At 59.4% G+C, this 16,793-nt stretch carries 13 protein-coding genes; 5 read left to right on the top strand and 8 right to left on the bottom strand.

Features of this window, described 5'->3' with window-relative positions; translation table 11 throughout:
- Positions 1-190: 190 nt before the first annotated feature.
- Complete coding sequence (leuS, locus tag AB5Z09_RS02175) at positions 191-2,767, bottom strand: leucine--tRNA ligase (RefSeq protein ID WP_368194528.1); 2,577 nt, start codon at positions 2,765-2,767, stop codon at positions 191-193.
- Positions 2,768-2,912: 145 nt separating this feature from the next.
- Between leuS and AB5Z09_RS02180 the strand changes: the two genes are divergently transcribed.
- A complete protein-coding gene (locus tag AB5Z09_RS02180) occupies positions 2,913-3,401 on the top strand; it encodes a zinc ribbon-containing protein (protein WP_201929062.1) in 489 nt (162 codons plus the stop codon).
- Between the two features lie 84 nt (positions 3,402-3,485).
- Here the strand turns inward: AB5Z09_RS02180 and AB5Z09_RS02185 are convergent, their stop codons facing one another.
- The 3 genes from AB5Z09_RS02185 to fldB form a co-directional block, all read right to left on the bottom strand.
- Entirely contained in the window at positions 3,486-4,826 is a 1,341-nt protein-coding gene (locus tag AB5Z09_RS02185; RefSeq protein WP_368194529.1) for a TldD/PmbA family protein, read from the bottom strand.
- Positions 4,826-6,226 carry a TldD/PmbA family protein gene (locus AB5Z09_RS02190; protein ID WP_368194530.1) on the bottom strand — a complete coding sequence of 467 codons (1,401 nt, stop codon included), beginning with the start codon at positions 6,224-6,226 and terminating at the stop codon, positions 4,826-4,828. The genes AB5Z09_RS02185 and AB5Z09_RS02190 overlap by 1 nt, the downstream gene beginning before the upstream one ends.
- A gap of 201 nt (positions 6,227-6,427) precedes the next feature.
- A complete protein-coding gene (gene fldB, locus AB5Z09_RS02195; RefSeq protein ID WP_069554118.1) occupies positions 6,428-6,946 on the bottom strand; it encodes a flavodoxin FldB in 519 nt (172 codons plus the stop codon).
- A gap of 250 nt (positions 6,947-7,196) precedes the next feature.
- On the opposite strand from fldB, the gene xerD reads away from it, so the two are divergent.
- Complete coding sequence (xerD, locus tag AB5Z09_RS02200) at positions 7,197-8,096, top strand: site-specific tyrosine recombinase XerD (protein WP_368194531.1); 900 nt, start codon at positions 7,197-7,199, stop codon at positions 8,094-8,096.
- Here xerD and AB5Z09_RS02205 read toward each other — a convergent pair.
- Entirely contained in the window at positions 8,093-9,628 is a 1,536-nt protein-coding gene (locus AB5Z09_RS02205) for a sensor domain-containing diguanylate cyclase (protein ID WP_159157479.1), read from the bottom strand. The two genes, xerD and AB5Z09_RS02205, sit on opposite strands and share 4 nt — an antisense overlap.
- Before the next feature lie 86 nt (positions 9,629-9,714).
- Complete coding sequence (mscL, locus tag AB5Z09_RS02210) at positions 9,715-10,125, bottom strand: large-conductance mechanosensitive channel protein MscL (RefSeq protein ID WP_005354103.1); 411 nt, start codon at positions 10,123-10,125, stop codon at positions 9,715-9,717.
- Positions 10,126-10,441: 316 nt separating this feature from the next.
- On the opposite strand from mscL, the gene AB5Z09_RS02215 reads away from it, so the two are divergent.
- From AB5Z09_RS02215 to AB5Z09_RS02225, 3 genes are all read left to right on the top strand, one after another.
- Positions 10,442-11,089, top strand: a complete 648-nt coding sequence (locus AB5Z09_RS02215) for a disulfide isomerase DsbC N-terminal domain-containing protein (RefSeq protein ID WP_005335146.1) — start codon at positions 10,442-10,444, stop codon at positions 11,087-11,089.
- Complete coding sequence (gene recJ, locus AB5Z09_RS02220; RefSeq protein ID WP_368194532.1) at positions 11,055-12,785, top strand: single-stranded-DNA-specific exonuclease RecJ; 1,731 nt, start codon at positions 11,055-11,057, stop codon at positions 12,783-12,785. The genes AB5Z09_RS02215 and recJ overlap by 35 nt, the downstream gene beginning before the upstream one ends.
- 166 nt (positions 12,786-12,951) lie before the next feature.
- Positions 12,952-14,136 (top strand): MerR family transcriptional regulator, encoded by a 1,185-nt coding sequence (locus AB5Z09_RS02225; protein ID WP_368194533.1) that lies wholly within the window; start codon positions 12,952-12,954, stop codon positions 14,134-14,136.
- 67 nt (positions 14,137-14,203) lie between these two features.
- Here the strand turns inward: AB5Z09_RS02225 and lnt are convergent, their stop codons facing one another.
- On the bottom strand, positions 14,204-15,748 hold the full coding sequence (gene lnt, locus AB5Z09_RS02230; protein WP_368194534.1) for an apolipoprotein N-acyltransferase: 1,545 nt from the start codon (positions 15,746-15,748) through the stop codon (positions 14,204-14,206).
- A 148-nt stretch (positions 15,749-15,896) separates the two neighbouring features.
- Positions 15,897-16,781: a CNNM family magnesium/cobalt transport protein CorC gene (gene corC / locus AB5Z09_RS02235; protein WP_005354092.1), complete on the bottom strand. Its 885-nt coding sequence runs from the start codon at positions 16,779-16,781 to the stop codon at positions 15,897-15,899.
- Positions 16,782-16,793: the final 12 nt, after the last annotated feature.

A 16,793-nucleotide genomic window follows, 5' to 3' on the forward strand; every position in this document is an offset into this window, starting at 1 on the left:
CATTAAGGGAAAGCGGCGGGCGCAGGGCCCGCCGTTATCATCCGTTTGCTGTCACAGATTGGCAATGATCAGTTGGCAGCCAATTAGTTAGCGACAATGTTGAGCTGTCATGGGCCGGTACGTCGTTACCCATGAGTGGCCACACAGTCAGCCAAGGTCGCCAAATGGTATGACATCAGTTGGCAACCGATCAGTTAGCGACAATATTGAGCAGCTTGCCAGGTACATAGATCACCTTGCGCACGGTCAGCCCGTCGGTGAACTTCTGTACGGAGGCATCGGCCATCGCCAGCTTCTCGACGTCGGCCTGGCTGATCTCGGCCGGCACGGTCAGTTTGCCGCGCATCTTGCCGTTGATCTGTACTACTACCAGCTTCTCGGTCTCGACCATGGCCGCTTCATCGGCCACCGGCCAGGCTGCGTGATCGATGTCGTCGCCCTTGCCCAGCATCTTCCACAGCTCGAAGCCGATGTGCGGGGTGATGGGGTAGAGCATAACAACGACAGCTTCCAGCGCTTCCTGCATCAGGGCGCGGTCCTGCTCGTCGTTGCCGAGCTTGGCCAGATTGTTCATCAGCTCCATGATGGCGGCGATGGCGGTGTTGAAGGTCTGACGGCGACCCACGTCATCGCTCACCTTGGCGATGGTCTTGTGCAGTTCACGGCGTACCGCTTTCTGCTCGTTGGTGAGAGCAGCCACATCCAGCGCGGCAACGGCGCCACCGGAAACGTGTTCGAAGGTGACGCGCCACAGGCGACGCAGGAAGCGCTGGGCGCCCTCTACGCCGGAGTCGGACCACTCCAGGGTCATCTCGGCCGGAGAGGCGAACATCATGAACAGACGGACGGTATCGGCGCCGTAACGCTCGACCATCAGCTGCGGGTCGATGCCGTTGTTCTTGGACTTGGACATCTTGGTCATGCCGGAGTGGATAACTTCGCGGCCTTCGTTATCGATGGCCTTGGTGATGCGACCCTTCTCGTCACGCTCTACCTTGACGTCGGTCGGGCTGACCCAGACGTTACCGCCTTTTTCGTCCTTGTAGTAGAAAGCGTCGGCCAGCACCATGCCCTGACAGAGCAGACGCTTGAACGGCTCGTCGCTGTTCACGAGACCCGCGTCACGCAGCAGCTTGTGGAAGAAGCGGGCGTAGAGCAGGTGCATACAGGCGTGCTCGATGCCGCCGATGTACTGATCCACCGGCAGCCAGTGGTTGGCAGCAGCCGGGTCCAGCATGCCCTTGTCGTAGTCCGGAGAGCAGTAGCGCGCGTAGTACCAGGAGGACTCCATAAAGGTGTCGAAGGTATCGGTTTCGCGGAACGCTTCCTGACCGTTGTAGGTGGTCTTGGCCCACTCGGCGTCGGCCTTGATCGGGCTCTGGATGCCATCCATCACCACATCTTCCGGCAGCAGCACCGGCAGTTGATCTTCCGGCGTCGGCACCACGGTACCGTCAGCCAGGGTCAGCATCGGGATGGGAGCACCCCAGTAGCGCTGACGGGAGACACCCCAGTCGCGCAGACGGAAGTTGACGGTGCGCTTGCCCTTGCCCAGTGTTTCCAGCTTGTTGGCGATGGCATCAAAGGCACCCTGGAAGTCGAGACCGTCAAACTCGCCGGAGTTGAACAGTACGCCCTTCTCGGTGTAAGCGGCTTCGCTCACGTCGACGTCGCCATCAACCGGCTTGATGACCGCCTTGATGTCGAGGCCATATTTGGTGGCGAATTCGAAGTCACGCTGATCGTGGGCCGGAACCGCCATCACGGCGCCGGTGCCATAGTTCATCAGCACGAAGTTGGCGACCCAGACCGGTACCTTGCGGCCATCCAGCGGGTGAATGGCGTAGAGGCCGGTGGCCATGCCCTTCTTCTCCATGGTGGCCAGTTCGGCTTCGGCTACCTTGGTGTTCTTGCACTCTTCGATAAAGGCTGCCAGTTCCGGATTGTTTTCGGCGGCCTGCAGGGCCAGCGGGTGACCGGCAGCGATACCGACATAGGTGACGCCCATGAAGGTGTCCGGACGGGTGGTATAGACCTCCAGCTGATCAGCCTGACCCTCGATGGCGAAGCTGATGTTGACCCCTTCGGAGCGGCCAATCCAGTTGCGCTGCATGGTCTTGACCATCTCCGGCCAGCCTTCGAGGTTGTCGATGTCGCTCAGCAGCTCTTCAGCGTAGTCGGTGATCTTGATGAACCACTGGGGGATCTCTTTCTGCTCCACCGGGGTGTCACAGCGCCAGCAGCAGTTGTCGACAACCTGCTCGTTGGCCAGCACGGTCATGTCGTTCGGGCACCAGTTGACGGAGGAGGTCTTCTTGTAGACCAGACCCTTCTCGTAGAGCTTGGTGAAGAACCACTGCTCCCAGCGGTAGTAGTCCGGCTTGCAGGTGGCGACTTCACGATCCCAGTCATAACCCAGACCCAGCATCTTCAGCTGGTTCTTCATGTATTCGATGTTTTCGTAGGTCCAGGGGGCCGGCGCCGTGTTGTTCTTGATGGCGGCGTTTTCCGCCGGCAGACCGAAGGCATCCCAACCGATGGGTTGCAGCACGTTCTTGCCATTGAGGCGTTGATAACGGGAGATCACATCACCTATGGTGTAGTTGCGAACGTGCCCCATGTGTAGACGACCAGACGGATAGGGGAACATGGAGAGGCAGTAGAACTTCTCTTTGTCTACTTTTTCCACGGCCTTGAAGGTTTTCTTGGCATCCCAGTGCTTCTGCACTGCTGGTTCGATTGATTGGGGAACGTATTGCTCTTGCATTGGTGACATCCGGATCTGTGAAATGAATAGATAAATCAGCTGGGAAATCGCAATAGAATACCCATATCCTGCGGCGGCAACAACCGCCAGCATCCGTCAAGCCTGAAGCCGGGCCAGAAAGGGATTTAGCAGAGGAGTAACAGCCATGGACAAACGTCAAAAAGGGTATGAAACCTTCATTGCCGAACTGCAAAAGCAGTGGCAAGAGACAGAGCAGTTCCAGGGGGAGCGCCTCAACCGGATGATTGCCCGCGTTCAGGCCTATCTGGAAGCGGCCAGTGACCTCACTCAGGACGAGCTGGCGCTCATCGCCGAGTATGTGAAGCGGGATCTGGGGAACTATGACGAGGGGCGCAAGGATGAGCTGGTGGAGGAGTCTGCCTTTATGCTGGCGCTCAAAGATACCGCCTGGTCCTGGCTGGCGGATGTGACCGACCGCGCCCAGGTGGAGTGGCGCGAGCTGGCCGACGAGCTGGAGCACAAGGGGGTTTACGAAGCGGGTGACTGGGTAGGGCTCGGGGTCATGGTGTGCGACCAGTGTGGCTGGCGCCATACCGTGCTGCACCCCGAGCAGCTCGATACCTGCCCCGAGTGCGGTTGCGCCGAGTATCATCGCGAGCCGCTCTCGCCCTGAGTCATGCCATCAAGGCGGACGAGATAACGAGCAAAAAGGCGCCATCAGGCGCCTTTTTCTTGCTTGCAGGTTTCGTCGGGACGTTTACTTGCCCGCGACGGAGAGGCCGCCAAAACGGATCTGCGGGGCGTAGAAGCCCTTGCCGTCGTTGTGGTGCAGGGTATCGCCGACCGCTTCCAGCTCGCCCAGCAGGCGGTAGAAGTTGCCTGCTACCGTGATGCCGCGCACCGGCTGCAGGCGAACTCCATCGCGGCAGAGGAAGCCCGACGCGCCAAAGGAGAAGTCGCCGCTCACCGCATCGGCACCCGAATGCAGGCCATCCAGCTTGACCAGCTCCAGATAGTCGCCGCTCTGCACTTCCGCTTCGCAGTGGGGGCCCGCGCCAAACACCAGATGGCGAGCGGTCACATCGAGGGCGCTGCGGGCACCGCGAGCGGCCGAACCGTTGCTGGCGACGCCAAAGTGGCGGGCGGTGGCGCTGTTGTGGAGCAGGGTTTTCAGCTCCCCTTCGCCAATCAGCAGCAGATCCGAGCTGGCCGCCCCCTCGCCATCAAACGCCTTGATGTTCATGCCGCCAGGCATATAGACTCGGCTTTCCAGAGTAAGCCAGCGTGACGCCACGCTCTGGCCGACCTTGCTGCGCCAGGGGTTGATCCCCTGCTGGGCCCACTTGCCCGACAGCACTCCCTGAAAGCAGCCAAACAGGCTGGCGAAGCAGTTGGTGCTGAAGATGACGCTGTAGCGGCCGCTCGGCACCGCTTCACCGGGCAGCAGACCATCGGCGATGGCGTAGATCTGCTCGATCAGGGCCTGACTGTTCAGCTCGTCGAAGCGACGGCCATACTGCCCCTGCGAGTGCATCGACTGGCGGCCATCCCGTTCCACCAGCGCCGAGGTGTAGCAGCCGACGCTGAACTCGCCGTGCTGGCAGAGGGTGCCCTGACTGTTGGCGAGCCAGAGCTGGCTCTCCCCTTCGAAGAAGCTGTTGTAGGGAGCGCCGCTCACATCGGGCATGGCCAGCATGTCAGATTCCAGGCGCAGGGCCAGTGCGATCTTCTCCTCAACCGGCGTGGTATCGGGCTGGTTGATCTCGGCGCAATCTGTGGTGATCCGGCTATTGGCCACCGAGATGCGCTGATCCGGATCCACCTTGGCAAAGCGGCTGGCATCGAGCGCATCCTGCAGCATGGCATCCAGCGCCAGCTCATCGAGGGATTCCGAGTAGGCGATGCCGACTCGACCCTCTTTGATCAGGCGAATGCCGAGCTGCTGGCTGCTGGTGACCTTGTATTCACCCAGCTCGCCCTTGTCTGCCTTGAGGGAGAAGGCTCTCTCCTGATTGGCGATGATGTCTGCCTCGGCGCCGAGGTCGGCCACTTTATCCAGCAGGCGGGTGAGCAGTTGATTCATGTCGATGGTGCTCATCAGGCGTTCCCTCCCACCAGAATATTGTCTACTTTTAGCGCCGGCTGGCCCACCGAGGTGGGGACCGAGCCCGAGACAGAGCCGCACATACCGGCGGCCAGCGCCAGATTGCGGCCCACCATGGAGATCTCTTTCAACACCTGCGGGCCGGTACCGATCAGGGTGGCTGACTTGAGCGGCTTGGTGATTTTGCCGTGCTCGATGAGGTAGGCCTCCTGCACATTGAAGTTGAACTCGCCGGTGCCGGGCTGTACTGAACCGCCCCCCATCTTCTTGGCGTAGATGCCATGTTCGACGGTGGCCAGCATATCGTCGAGGCTGTGGTTGCCCGGTTCGATATAGGTGTTGCGCATGCGCGAGGTGGGGGCGTACTTGTAGGATTCGCGCCGCCCAGAGCCGGTGCGTGCGTAGCCTGTTTTGAGGGCGCCCATTCTGTCCACCAGAAAACCGGTCAGGACGCCATCCTTGATGAGCTGGGTATGCTGGGTCGCCATCCCCTCGTCATCGACGTTGATGGAGCCCCAGGCGTTGCCTTGCAGTCCCTCGTCCACCGCATTGACCACCGGATTGGCGATAAGCTGGCCCATCTTGTCGTGGAACACCGACGCCTTCTTGGCCACCGAGGTGGTCTCCAGCAGATGACCGCACGCCTCGTGGAAGATGACGCCGCCAAAGCCGTTCTCCATGATGACCGGCAGGGTGCCGCTCGGGCAGGGAGCCGCGCCCAGTTTCACCAGTGCCTGACGGGTGGCGGTGAGCGCCAGCTCGCGCGGATCGATGCGATCGGCATGCTCCCACCCCATCAGGGCGCCGGGGGCCTCGTAACCGACGCTCTGCTCGCTCCCTTCCATGGCGATGGTCTGGGCCATGATGCGGTTGTAGTGGCGGCGATCGGCGACTTGCACCCCTTCGCTGTTGAAGATTTCCACCTCCTGCTCCCAGCCCAGCACGTTGCCGGAGAACTGGCTCACCTTGCTGCTCTCGGCGCGGGCCGCCGCATCCATGGCGTGCAGATAGGCGATCTTCTGCTCCAGCAGCTTGTCTGCCGAGAGCGGCAGCGCCACCGGGTTGCGATCGCTCAGGCGTGTGAAATCGAAGGCGGTGGCGGTCACCACAGGGTCGCGGCGGTCTTTGGCCGCCAGCAGAGTGACGATGCGTAGCAGTTCGTCGCGGCTGGCCAGATTGGTGTAGCCGTAGAGCACCTTGTGGCCGTAACAGAGGCGCACGCCGATGCCGAAATCGAGGCCGCCGCTGATGTTCTCTATCTGGCTGGAGAGCAGGCTGAGCTGGCTGCGGCGCTTGCGCTCGACAAACAGCTCGGCGAAATCGGCACCCAGCGCCAGCGCGTGATCGAGCACGTCACGGGCAATGGCGGGGGCCAACAGGGAGAATGGGGTCATAGAATATCCTTTTCTGGTCTGTCCGTTTGCTTCCGACATCCGGCTCTGATTGTTATGGGATGTCGAGTCCATTGTTGCAGACCAGCACAAAAAAGTCGCTATAGCGTCATGCGATGATACCGATTGAGAAAATCGGTACGATAACTGCGCCCGGGCAGCCACATCCACAGGGAGTGGCCGCCTTGAGATGAGTGAAAAAGATCAGAGCAGGGCGTGGATTTCGCTCAGGATCTGTTCGACCCACTGCTCGATGCGCGGATCGGTCTGGTCATACTGATTGGCATCGTCCAGCGCCAGCCCGACGAAGTGACGGCCATCGTCGATCAGTGCCTTGGAGGCATCGAATTCGTACCCTTCGTTGGGCCAGTAGCCCACCAGCTTGACCCCTTTTGGCACCAGCTGATCGTGCAGCATGCCGAGGGCGTCCTGGAACCATTCGCCATAACCGAGCTGATCGCCGAGGCCAAACAGGGCGACGATGCGTCCCTCCAGATGGAGATCGGTGATATCTTCCCAGCGGGACTCCCAGTCCTCCTGCAGTTCGCCAAAATCCCAGGTGGAGATGCCGAGGATCAGGATCTCGTAATCCTCCATCAGGCGTAGGGAGACATCCTTGATATTGTGAATATCCACCAGCTCGGGGCCGATGAGGGCGCGGATCTTCTCGGCAGCCATCTCGGTGTAGCAGGTGGTGGAACCGTAAAACAGACCAATCTTCATCGCTCTTCTCTCTGTTGGCGCTTTCTCGCTTGCTTTTGGCGCGTTCTCGCATGCTCGTGTGGGCTGCGCCATGTTGGCAACACGATGGGTAACGTAAGGGGAGGGCGCCAGTCTAGCAGATTGCTATTCGACCTTCACCGCCCGGCAAGGGGCGTGGCAAACGTGCCTTATCTTTCCAATGAAAGTGCCTTGTCTTTCCAAGGAGATGACGCGTTACAATGGGCCATCGATCCCCTGATTGCAGCGCACCATGAGCAAACCCGACCTCCATCCCCTGATTGAACCCTTTCTCGACGCCCTCTGGCTGGAGCGGGGATTGTCTGACAACACGGTCAGCTCCTATCGCTGCGATCTGGAAAAGTTTTCCCTCTGGCTCGACGAGCAGGGGAGCTCGCTGCTGCTGGCAGGGATGGACGAGATCCAGCACTACCTCGCCTGGCGGGTCGATCACCAGTTTGCGGCCAGCAGCACCGCCCGCTTCCTGTCGGCCCTGCGCCGCTTTTACCAGTATCTCAACCGCGAGAAGCTGCGCAGTGACGATCCGACCGTGCTGCTGGAGGGGCCCAAGCTGCCGAAAAAACTCCCCTCCGATTTAAGCGAAGCGGAAGTGGAAGCTCTGCTGAGTGCGCCGCTGGTGAACGACCCGCTGGAGCTGCGGGACAAGGCGATGCTGGAGCTGCTCTACGCTACCGGCTTGCGGGTTTCCGAGCTGGTGGGACTAACCGCCGAGCATGTCAGTTTGCGGCAGGGCTTGGTGCGGGTTATTGGCAAGGGTAACAAGGAGCGGTTGGTGCCCATGGGCGAGGAGGCGATGCACTGGCTGGAGCGTTACTACCGGGAGGCCCGCACCCTGCTGCTGGGGGGCACCAGCTCGGATGTGGTATTTCCCTCCAAGCAGGCCCGTATGATGACCCGCCAGACCTTCTGGCATCGCATCAAGCTCTATGCCCTGCGGGCCGGGATCAACGGCGAGCTCTCCCCTCACACCTTGCGTCACGCCTTCGCCACCCATCTACTCAACCACGGCGCCGACCTGCGAGTGGTACAGATGCTGCTGGGCCATGCGGATCTCTCCACCACCCAGATTTACACTCATGTGGCCAACGAACGGCTCAAGGCGCTGCACGGGGAGCACCACCCCCGCGCTTAAGCCTGTTGCAGGCGATTTTTGCCCGCTTGTTTAGCCTGATACAGGGCTGCATCGGCGCGGGCCATCACACTGTCTGGAGCATCATTCAGGGATTCGGCAATGCCACCGCTAAAGGAGACGCTTAAGCCCTTTTCACGCCAATCCTGTTGCCCCATGCTGATACGCCACTGCTCCATCAACTTCTGCGCGTTGGCAATATCAGTCTGTTCAAAAATAGCGACCAGCTCTTCCCCCCCAAAGCGGCACAGGGTTGCCTGTTCCTCCAGCAATTGGCTACCGAGCTGAGCGGTGCGCTTCAAAACGGCATCACCGATGGGATGACCATAGGTATCATTTATTTTTTTGAAGTTATCAATGTCGATAATTGCCAATATGTATTGGCTATTTTCTTTATGTAGAGTGGCGAGCGCCTCTTCCAAATAACGGCGGTTGTACAAACCGGTTAATGCATCACGCAGCGATTTTTCTGTTTCGGCCTGCATTTTGTCTGAAATCATTACAATTTCATCCTCCAGCTCCTCTATGCCTGCCAGCTTGGGGATAATAATTTGTTGCCCTGGAGGGGTGATACGCAATTGTCTAACAACTTGTACCAATGTGCTGATTGTATGCTCCAGACGTTGCCTGAAAATAATAGCAACCAGTGTGAATATCGATAATGATAATACCAGAGTGATAAATATAGTAGGCAGTATCTCACCAATCAAAATATCGCTCTTGAATGGAAATACAGTAATAACCAGCCACGATGGGTTGTTGTGAAGGGCGTGATATGAAATGAGATCACCATTTTTACTCATTAAGGTACCATTCCTGCCTTTCAATTCAGAAATCCATGGTTGGTCAAGTCGACTGCCGTTTTCCTGAGGGTCGCTGTGAGCCACAATCATCTTGCTGCCTCGGTCAAAGAGCATATATACAACATTGTTACTACTCTCCAGAATCCGCCCTATACGTGCTGAAAATACTTTCAAGTTCAGGTCGATGCCAATCACGCCAAGAAATTCCCCCTGGTTATTAAAAACAGCATGGGAAAGGGTGACGACCGGCATTTTTTCAATCGCGTCAATGTAAGGGGAACTCCAGATATTGATGCCGGGATGCTCGATAGCATTGCGGTACCATGGACGTTCCGACTCTTTGAACTCAATCGGGGTAGGATGAAGAGAGAAATTGATATGCTTGTTATCCTGAAGCATGTAGTACACGGTTTTTATTGGACCATCAGGGTAAAGAAGGTATTGCCAAATGTCGCGATAACGTTGTTTTAATTCCGGGGGAAGATCTCCATTATTCTCAGTAATGTCGGCAATGATAATATTTATTTGCCTCTCAACCGAAGAGAGTGAGTTATCCCATTGCTGCGCAGTACTATCGTTAAAAAATCTGGCGGTGCTTAGCAAGGTGTTTTTCTGCATAACAGAAAAAAGGTACGCACTACCCAATGTGGTCAAAACAAGTGGCAGCGCAAGCAGCAAAAGAAAACGGAGAATAAAGTTGTGATTGGAGTTTGCAGCAGTGGAGGTTTGCATAGTCACGACGCCTATATAACTTTACGCCATCTAACCATAGCCCATGGGCATCGTGACACACATACACACCAGTCTGGGGAGTCGGCTTAACGCTCCTGTTGAGATTTCAGCAGATCACGGATCTCGGTCAGCAGCTCCTGATCCTTGGTCGGGCCTGCCGGGGCGGCGGCTTCCTCTTCCTGCTTCTTCTTGAGGGTGTTGATGGCCTTCAGTCCCATGAAGATGGCAAAAGAGATGATCAGAAAGTCGATGATGGTCTGGATGAACTTGCCATAGGCGATGACCACGGCGGGTGTTGTACCTTCTGCGGCCTTCAGGGTGACCGCCAGGTCGCTGAAGTCCACGCCGCCCAGGATCAGGCCGATGGGCGGCATGATCACGTCACCGACAAAAGAGGAGACAATTTTGCCGAAGGCGGCACCAATGATAATACCGACCGCCATATCGATGACGTTGCCGCGGGCGGCAAAGGCTTTGAATTCTTGAATCAGACTCATTATTTCCTCCGAAATTAAACAAGATAGCGCGTTGATTACCCTTGCCAAAGGGCGAACTCTTGTCAGGAAAAACAGAGGCTAAGCCGCGTTGTTCCTGTCGTCCTGACTAGCTTGCGGGCGTTATGAGTCCTTGGCAATCGGGGGGAGCCATTTTTTTGGTACAAAGTGATATTAATTTTTTGGTAAGTAGCTGGTTGAATGATGAGCTGTGCTGCTGTAGTTTGCTGGGTCGATTCATTCATACCACGTGAGTAAACAAGTGAAGTATTTACTACTGGGAATGATGCTTTTGTGCACATTTGCTGCCAGAGCGGGGATGGATACCCAAGCCTTGAAACAGACCATCACGGCCCGGCTGGGGGTCCCCGTCTATCTGGTTGAACCGACCCCAATCGCGGGGTTGTATATGCTGGGCACCTCACAGGGGGTGCTCTACAGCGATGCCAAAGGGGATTATGTGGTGCAGGGGGTCATGCTGGATATGACCCGCGACATGAAGAACCTGACCATCTCGGGTATGCGCGAGCAGCGCCGACTTGGTTTGGCGCAGGTGGCTCATGCCCCCATCGTGCTCAAGGCTCGGGATGAGCGTCACCGGGTTGCGCTGTTTCTCGGCGAGCAGGACGCAAAGCGCCGTCAGCTCTCCGGCACCTTGCAACACCTGCAGGCATCCGGGGTGAGCGTGGCACTCTATCCGGTGATTGATCACGCCGAACGGGCCGCCGACTGGTGCAGCGATCCCCTGCTGCAAAATGATCCGTTAAAAGCCTATTTGCCTCAAACGGCATGTAGTGAGACCCTTATCCAAAATATTGGCCTGAGCCAATGGTTGGGGGTCAAGGTACTGCCGGCCTGGGTCTCCTCCGACGGGGATCTGGTGCGCGGGTATCAGAGCCCCGAACAGCTGCTCAAGATACTGGATCATATTGATGTCCCTGCAAATCCGTCGTCGTCCGCGAGTTGATGATTCCCATCTGCCTGCCACCCTGCATCCCCTGCTTCGCCAAATCTTCGCCAGCCGTGGCGTAGAGGATCCCGCCCTGCTGGAGCGCAGCGCCAGCCAGCTGTTGCCGCCCCAGCGCCTCTATGGGATGGAGCAGGCTGTGCCGCTGCTGGCGGATGCCCTGACTGCCCAGAAACGGCTACTGATTGTCGGCGATTTCGACTGCGATGGCGCCACCAGTTCGGCGCTGTGCGTGCTGGCCCTGCGCGCCATGGGGGGGCGCCATATCGATTTTCTGGTGCCCAATCGCTTCGAGTTTGGCTACGGTCTCACCCCCGAAATTGTCGAGCTGGCGGTGGCCCGTGGCGCCGAGTTCCTGATCACGGTGGATAACGGCATCTCCAGCATCGCCGGGGTGGCGGCTGCCAAGGCGGCCGGCATGCAGGTACTGGTTACCGATCACCATTTACCGGGTCAGGAGCTGCCTGACGCCGATGCCATCGTCAACCCGAACCAGCATGGTTGCGATTTCCCCTCCAAGTCGCTGGCCGGGGTCGGGGTAGCCTTCTACCTGATGGCGGCCCTCAACACCCATCTGCGTCAGCTCGGCTGGTACGAACGGCAAGGGTTGCGAGCCCCCAATGTGGCGGATTACCTTGATCTGGTGGCCCTCGGCACGGTCGCCGACGTGGTGGCGCTCGATGGCAACAACCGCATTCTGGTCCATCAGGGCTTGCAGCGGATCCGGGCCGGGCGCTGTCGCCCCGGCATTCAGGCGCTGGTGGATGTGTCGGGCCGCGATGGTCGCCGTCTCACCGCTGCCGACCTCGGTTTTGCGCTGGGGCCGCGTCTCAACGCGGTGGGCCGTCTCGATGACATGTCCCTCGGGGTCGCCTGTCTGCTCTGCGATGATCTCAATTTGGCGCGCCAGCTTGCGGCTGAGATGGACAGCCTCAATCAGGAGCGCAAGGAGATTGAGCAGGGGATGCAGCAGGAGGCCCTCGCCACCCTGGAGCAGATCCGTTTTCGCGATGGCGAGGTGCCGTCGGGCATAGTGCTGCACCGGGACGAGTGGCATCAGGGGGTGGTGGGGCTGGTGGCTTCCAAGGTGAAGGAGAAATACTACCGCCCGGTCATCGCGTTTGCCGAGAGCAGCGAGACCGAGCTCAAGGGCTCCGGCCGCTCCATTCCCGGGGTGCACCTGCGCGATGCGCTGGAACTGCTCGATACCCGCCATCCGGGCCTGATGGGCAAGTTTGGCGGCCATGCCATGGCGGCGGGGTTGAGCCTGCCCAAGGCCAACATCGAGGCGTTCGGTCGGGCCTTTGAGGCGGTCATCAGCGAGCTGGTGACACCGGAGCTTTTGACCGGGGTGCTGCTCACCGATGGCGAGTTGTTGCCGGATGAGCTCAACCTCGAGCTGGCGGAGTTGATTCGCGCCTCCGGCCCCTGGGGTCAGGCCTTCCCCGAGCCACTGTTCGACGGCGAATTTGTGCTGGTACAGCAGCGACTGGTGGGGGAGAAGCACCTCAAGATGATGCTGACAACCGATTCCGGTCACGCGGTGGATGCCATCGCCTTTGGCGTCGATCTCAAGCGCTGGCCCGATGCCTCGGTCAAGCGGGTGCGGCTTGTCTACCGGCTCGATGTCAACGAGTGGCGCGGCAACCGCAGCGTGCAGCTGCTGGTGGAACATCTGGAGGCTGCCGGTCTCTGAGCCGGTTGCATCGCTGCTTTGTCGCAGATAGCGCTGACAACGGCCACCCTCGGGTGGCCGTTTTTGTTGGCAGATCTCTGGAAAAGGGCGTTGACCTGTCTATAGCTTTACAGTTTAAGCTCGTCTTTATCGGGTCACCTGAGGGCCCGCACCGTGAGTGATTGCCATGAAAATATCCGAACTGGCCCGCCGCTGCGGCCTCGCCCGCTCCACCCTGCTCTATTACGAGAAGCTGGGGGTGATTGCCGGTACCCGGGCCGCCAACGGCTATCGCCACTATGACGAGGGGGATCTGCAGCGACTGCAGATGGTGCAGGCCCTGCAGGCAGGTGGTCTCAGCCTCAAGCAGTGCCTCGCCTGTCTGGCTGGCGAGATAGATCAAGCGGCATTGCAGGCCCGGGTCAGGGAGCTGGATGAGGAGCTGGTGCGGATGCAGCGCGCCCGGGATTTGTTGGCGGATCTGACAGGGCTGCGCCCGCGCTCCGGTGAAGAATTCAAGGCCTGGCAGCTGCAACTGCAGCGCGAGGCACCGGAGGCCTACTTCGCGTGGGTGATGAAACAGGGTTTTAGCGAGAAAGATCGCTACCACTTGCAATGGTTGAGCAAAGACATGAATGAGCATGAGCGTTACATCAAGGACTTTATCCAGCTGCTGGATGGCATGAGTTACTGGGGGCCGGGGGATCGCGCCTTCACCCAGCAGCAGTTTGCCGCCTTGCCCATCCGGCCGCGCCGGATCCTCGACATGGGCTGCGGGCGCGGGGCCTCGACCATGGCGCTGGCTCAGGTGACCGATGCCGCCATTGTGGCCATCGATCTGGAAGAGGAGGCACTGGCCGCCGTGGCGGACTCCGCCCGTGCAGCAGGCTTTGAGCATGTCTCCACCCTCTGCGCCAACATGGCGGCACTGCCGGACGATCTGGCCCCGGCCGACCTCATCTGGGCAGAGGGGAGCGCTTACGTGATGGGTGTTGCTAATGCGCTGAAGGCGTGGCGTCCGCTGCTCGCGAGCCCGCAGGCTTGCATCGTGCTGAGTGATGCGGTCTGGCTGACCGATAACCCGCCCGAGGAGGCGTTGGCATTCTGGCAGCAGGATTATCCCGCCATGCAGACGCTGGCGGGCCTGCTTGAGACGGTACAAGCGGCAGGCTACCGCTGCCTGTCGCACACTCCCTTGCCGATGAGCGCCTGGAACAACTATCTGGACCCTATCGAGGTCAATCTGGTGCGCTATCGAGACGAGCTGGGGGAGAGTGGCGCCTGGCAGGACTTGAGCCGGGAAGTGGCCATCCATCGCCAATATCTGGGCAGTTACGGCTATGTGATCTGCTGCCTGCAAAAAGATGCGTGATTAGCTGTCGTAAAAAAACGAGGCGCCTGCGGGCGCCTCGTTGTTTATCAGGAATTGCGGGTGGTCATTACAGCTCGCGGGCCCAGGGGTGGGCTTTGGGGCGCAGCGCCAGCGCCAGACCCAGCAGCAGTACGGTCAGACCGTAGAGAGGCCAGCGGCCAAAGCGCAGGTAGGGGGTCTCGCCGTGGGCGGGACTCACTTCGCTGCGCAGCACGCCCGCTTCAAATTGCGGGATCTGGCCGATGATGCTGCCGTCGATGTCGGTAACGATGGTGATACCGGTGTTGGTGTCCCGCAGCAGCGGGCGAGCCAGCTCCAGCGCGCGCATCCGGGCGATCTCCATATGCTGCCAGGGGCCGATGCTGGTGCCGAACCAGGCATCGTTGGAGACGGTCAGCAGGAAGTCGGTATCGGCATTGACGTTGCGGCGTACTTCCTCCGGGAAGATGATCTCGTAGCAGATGGCGGCGGCAAACTTGAGCCCCTTGGCGATCAGGTTTGGCTGCACTTCATCACCCCGGCTGAAAGAGGACATCGGCAGGTTGAAGAAGGGGGCGATGGGGCGCAACAAATCTTCAAACGGCACGAACTCGCCGATGGGCAGCAGGTGGTACTTGTTGTAGCGGTTGGGGTGGTTGTAGAAGTAGGACTCCTTGCCATCCGCATCCTGCACCCCCATGCCGAGCACGGTATTGTAGAAACGCTGTTGCTGCTCGTCGTAGTGAATGATCCCCGCCAGCAGGCCGGTATCGTTCACCTTCATCGCCTTGTCCAGATTCTCCAGATAGGGGCCCATCGCTTTCTCTATGGCCGGGATCGCCGACTCCGGCCAGATGATGATGTCGGCATCCTGATTCTCGCGGCTCAAGTCCTGATAGGTGCGCACCGTGGGGGCCAGCGCCTCCGGATCCCATTTGAGGGATTGGGCGATATTGCCCTGCACCAGCGCCACCTTGACCGGCTCGCCACGGGTCACCCAGTTGAGCTGCATCAGACCGTGGGCACCGGCCACCAGCAGGGCGGGCACCGCCAGCCACAGTGGCGAGCGGGATTTCCACACCAGCCAAATGGCGGAGGCGGAGAACAGCAGTGCCAGGGTGATGCCCTGCACCCCGAGAATGGGGGCAAAGCCCTTGAGGGGGCCGTCGATCTGGCTGTAACCAAACCAGAGCCAGGGGAAGCCGGTCATCACCCAGCCGCGCAGCCAGTCAGCGACCAACCACAGTGCCGGGAAGGCGAGCAGCCAGCGGCTCCAGTGACGGCCGCCAAAGAAGCGGGCAAAGATCCAGCAGGCGAGCGTCGGGTAGAGGGCTAGATAGGCGGAGAGCCCGGCCAGCAGCACAAAGGCGACCGGCAGCGGGATGCCGCCAAACTCGGTCATGCTGACATGGATCCACCACAGCCCCGGCAAAAAGAGTCCCATGGCGTAGCCAAAACCGCGCCAGGCGGCCTGTTTCGGCGTTGCTTTGTCCTGCAGGGCGTAGAGGCCAAGCAGGGAGGGGATCACCAGCGGCCAGTAGCCGAAGGGGGAGAAGGCCAGCACTGCGATGGCACCAGAGGCCAATGCACTGAGGCTTAACAGAATTTTAGAAGTAACAGGGGATAATCTCACGGGCGATGGTGCTCGTCTTGGTGTGCAACTGGGGTCGAATGGCCGGTATCTTAACCTGTAAGCGGGGCAACGGCGAGCCTCGATGCCGGTGGCAGAGAGCACAACGCCCCGAGGTCGGGGCGTTGTTTCACACATCGAGCGGATCTGCTTATTGCGGCTCGGATTGCGCCGCCGCGTGGTGCTCGGGGATCTTCACCTGCAGCTGCTGCAGACGGCGCCGGTCGGCATGCATCACCTTGAACAGGTAGCCGTCCAGCTCGATCTCCTCGCCCTTCTTTGGCAGGTGGCTGAAGGCGTGCATTACCAGACCACCCACTGTATCCACCTCTTCATCGCTGAATTTGGTGCCGAAGAAGTCGTTGAAATCCTCGATCTCGGTCAGGGCGCTGATGGAGAAGACCCGCTTGCTGAGGCGGCGGATTTCGTCCGGCTCATCCTCGATGTCGTCAAACTCGTCGTCGATCTCGCCAACGATCAGTTCCAGTATGTCTTCGATTGTCACTAGACCTGAGACGCCACCAAATTCGTCGACCACGATGGCCATGTGGTAGCGCTCTTCACGGAACTCCTTGAGCAGACGGTCAACCCGTTTGCTTTCCGGCACGATCACCGTGGGGCGCAAGATTTTCTCGAGCTGCAGCGGCTCGCTGGCGTGATGGCCGCCAAACCCGAAGGGGAGCAGATCCTTGGCGAGCAGAATGCCCTCCACATGATCCTTGTCCTCGTTGATCACCGGGAAGCGGGAGTGGCCGGACTCGATGATCACCGGCAGGATTGCATCCACCGGCTGGGACTTCTCGATGGTCACCATCTGGGAGCGGGGGATCATGATATCGCGCACGCGAAGATCGGCGATCTCCAGCACCCCCTCGATCATGTCCTTGGTGTCCTGATCGATGAGGTCGCGCTCTTCGGCATCTGCTATCACGTCTACCAAATCATTGCGGTCTTTTGGCTCGCCCTGGAAGAGTTGGCTGAGTTTGTCGAGCCAGGTTTTCTTCGGCGAGCCGGTACTAGGGTGATCGTCGGTCATTTTCTCTCTTGG

Origin of the sequence: Aeromonas sp. R2-2 (genome assembly GCF_040908355.1) — a bacterium.
Taxonomy (GTDB): domain Bacteria; phylum Pseudomonadota; class Gammaproteobacteria; order Enterobacterales; family Aeromonadaceae; genus Aeromonas; species Aeromonas veronii.